At 73.1% G+C, this 3,263-nt stretch carries 4 protein-coding genes; 2 read left to right on the top strand and 2 right to left on the bottom strand.

All coding sequences use genetic code 11. The annotated features are described in order from the left end of the window. Window positions 1–1,011 (bottom strand): PH domain-containing protein (locus AC1DP0_RS19990; protein WP_478087975.1); only part of this gene is annotated, 1,011 nt, incomplete at its 3' end. Continuing rightward, on the bottom strand, window positions 1,008–1,598 hold the full coding sequence (locus tag AC1DP0_RS19995) for a PH domain-containing protein (protein WP_478087977.1): 591 nt from the start codon (window positions 1,596–1,598) through the stop codon (window positions 1,008–1,010). The genes AC1DP0_RS19995 and AC1DP0_RS19990, both read right to left, overlap by 4 nt. 69 nt (window positions 1,599–1,667) lie before the next feature. Here AC1DP0_RS19995 and AC1DP0_RS20000 point away from each other — a divergent pair, with 69 nt between their 5' ends. Both AC1DP0_RS20000 and AC1DP0_RS20005 read left to right on the top strand, forming a co-directional pair. Then, complete coding sequence (locus AC1DP0_RS20000) at window positions 1,668–2,210, top strand: 2'-5' RNA ligase family protein (RefSeq protein WP_478087979.1); 543 nt, start codon at window positions 1,668–1,670, stop codon at window positions 2,208–2,210. Further along, complete coding sequence (locus AC1DP0_RS20005) at window positions 2,207–3,241, top strand: LLM class flavin-dependent oxidoreductase (RefSeq protein ID WP_478087981.1); 1,035 nt, start codon at window positions 2,207–2,209, stop codon at window positions 3,239–3,241. The genes AC1DP0_RS20000 and AC1DP0_RS20005 overlap by 4 nt, the downstream gene beginning before the upstream one ends. The last annotated feature ends 22 nt before the right edge of the window (window positions 3,242–3,263 follow it).

Below are 3,263 nucleotides of genomic sequence, written 5' to 3' on the forward strand. Positions count from 1 at the left end.
GGTGACGACGCCCGCCGGCGCGGGCGGGCACAACCAGTCGGAGCCGCCCTGCTCGCGCAGGAGTCCCGAGGTGACGACCTTGAGCCGTCGGGCGCCCGCGAGCCGGAGCCCGAGCGGCTCGTCGAGCCGGATGCCGCGCACGCGGGCGGCGTCGATGCTCGTCTCGCGGTTCGTCAGCAGGCCGCGGCGGGTGTGCAGGGTGCCGAGACGGTTGCGGGTCAGGTGGAAGCCCCAGAACGTCAGGACGTAGGCGCCGACCGCGAGCAGCGACACGACGCCGAGCAGGAGCAGCACGTCGGCCCACCACGACAGCCGCGACACCATCGAGGCGCCGTTGCGGAAGACCGACCGCTCCTGCGAGAAGCGCGAGAAGCCCTGCGTCGCGAAGCCGACGATCGCGGCGGCGCTCGCGAGTCCGGTGACCGTGAGCGGGGCGTAGCGGATCCAGGTGGGGTCGAGCCGCAGGAGCAGCTCGTCGTCGGCGGGGGCTGGCGCCTCGCGGGACACCTCGTCGACCGCCACCGGTGCGCCGGTCGGCGCGGGCAGGCCGGTCACGGCGGGGTCGAGGCGGTGGAGCAGCTCGGCCCGCAGCCGGCGCCCGGCGTCGACGCCCAGCGAGTCGAGGACGAGCCGGTCGTGGCGCCCGCCGGCGGTCGAGACCTCGACCTTGGCCAGGCCGAGCAGCCGGTGGTAGACCCGGGCCGTGAGGTCGATGGTGCGCACCTTGTCGAGTCGCGCGGTCGTCGTCTGCTTGGTGAACAGGCCCCGCCGCAGCTCGATCTGGCCGTCGGCGATGCGGTAGCGGGTGGTCAGCCAACGCAGGACGCCGAAGGCGATGATGAGGGGGACGGCATACAGCTCCCACCGGTCGTTGCCGTCGGAGCCGGACCGGAAGATGACGACCGCGAGCAGCGCGGGAAGGAAGCGGATCAGCGTCTCGAGCGGATGGACGAGCAGCATCCGGGCGTCGAGCCGGCGCCAGCCGTCGGTGTCCTCGGCGTCCTCGCTCATGTGGCGTCGCCCGTCTCGGCCACGGCGGCCGCCGTGAGGGCGTCGACGAGCCCGTGGGCGACGGGCAGGTCGAGCCCGTGGATGGTGACGGGTCCGGCGGCGGACGCGGTCGTGATGGTCACGGAGGCGAGCCCGAGCAGCTGGGCGACGGGGCCGCGCTCGAGGTCGACCGTCTGCACCCGGCTCAGCGGGGCGATGCGGCGCTCCTGTCGGAGCCACCCGCTCTGGGTGTAGATCGCCCGCCGCGTCGCCTCCCAACGGTGCACGCGGTAGCGCCACTGCGGCATGGCGACGGCATAGGCCGCCCCGGCGACGAGCCAGACCACCCCGACGGCCCAGTGCGCCGTGCGCGAGGAGGCGTCGTCGACGAGCCACCACACGACCTGTCCGGCGAGCAGCACGGCGAGCACGACCACGGCCTGGATGGTCCACATGAGGACGGCACGGCGCGAGACCCGGTGTGCCGGCTCACGGAGCACGGGCTCCCGGTCAACGGGCACGTCGGCTGGTTCCACGGCCCAACGGTGCCACACGATCCCGGCGGCCGCAGCGAGGCATACGGTGGGGGCCGTGAGCGCGCTCGTCATGGTCGAAGGACTCCCGGGTTCGGGCAAGAGCACCACGGCCCTCCCCGCACGGCAGCCGGTCGCCTGAGCATGCCGCTGCACTCGGTCGAGGCGGTGCTCGACACCGACACGGACACGCAGGTGCGGCGCGAGTGGACGGCGCTCGCCGACGCGGGTCTGCCCAGCCAGTCCGGGCACCAGGGGACGACGAATGCCCCGCACCTGACCCTGTCGGCGGCCGCGAGCGTCCCCGATGCCGTCGAGGCGAGGATCCTCCACGCGTTGGCGGGGATGCGACCAGTGCCGGTGCGGCTCGGTGCGCTTCTCGTCATGGGTTCGCGGCGCTTCGTGCTCGCGCGGCTGGTCGTGCCCACCAGCTCGCTGCTGGCGCTCCACCAGACCGTCCTGGGCGCGATGGAGGCTGCCCCCGACGTCCCGGAGCGGGTGCGCGCGGACCTCTGGACGCCGCACGTGACCCTCGCACGTGGACTCGCCGTGGAGCAGGTCGGTGCGGCCCTCGCCGTCCTCGGCACGGTGCCGCCACTCGACGGGACCCTCGAGTCGGTGCGCCGCTGGGACCCGGACGCCGGGCGCACGTGGGTGGTCGGCGGCCTACCTACGATGGGCGCATGAGCCTCGACCTCGGCCTCGACACCTTCGGAGACATCGCCAACGGTCCGGACGGGACGCCGCTGCACCCGGCCACGGTGATCCGGGAGGTGCTGGCGGAGGGCGAGCTCGCCGACCGCCTCGGCCTCGACTTCTTCGGCATCGGCGAGCACCACCGCGACGACTACGCCGTCAGCGCCCCCGACGTGCTGCTCGCCGGCCTCGCCGGTCGCACCGAGCGGATCCGGCTCGGCACGTCGGTCACGGTGCTCTCGAGCGACGACCCGATCCGGGTCTTCCAGCGCTTCGCGACCGTCGACGCCATCAGTGGTGGACGAGCCGAGATCACGGTCGGGCGTGGGTCGTTCATCGAGTCGTTCCCGCTCTTCGGCCTCGACCTCGGCGACTACGAGACGCTCTTCGAGGAGAAGCTCGACCTGCTCGCTGCCGTCGTCGCCGAGCAGCCGGTGCGCTGGGAAGGCTCGATCCGGCCACCGGTCCGTGTCGAGAAGGTCATGCCTGCAACGGAGTCCGGCCACCTGCCCGTCTGGGTCGGCGTCGGCGGCACGCCCCAGTCGGTGGTCCGCGCCGCGCACTACGGCTTCCCGGTCGTCATCGCCATCATCGGTGGGTCGGCGCGACAGTTCGCGCCGCTCGCCGACCTCTACCGACGCGCCCTCTCCGAGATGGGCAAGCCCGAGCTCCCGGTCGGCGTCCACTCGCCCGGCTACGTCGCGGCGACGGACGAGCAGGCTCGCGAGGAGTTCATGCCGCACTTCCTGCCCTACATGAACAAGCTCGGCCGCGAGCGTCGCTGGGCGCCGATGGGCAGGGAGCAGGCGCTGCAGCAGCTCGGTCCCGAGGGGGCGGTCTACTGCGGGTCACCCGAGACGGTCGCGGCCAAGATCGTCGACACCGTGCAGGTGCTGGGTCTCTCGCGCTTCCAGCTGAAGTACTCCTTCGGCACCCTCCCGCACGACCAGCGGATGGAGTGCATCCGCCTCTACGCCGAGGAGGTCGTGCCGCGCGTGCGCGCGCAGCTCGCGGAGCGCTGACGTGCGGATCCTGCTGCTGGGC

The organism is Terrabacter sp. P5_B1 (genome assembly GCF_056400505.1).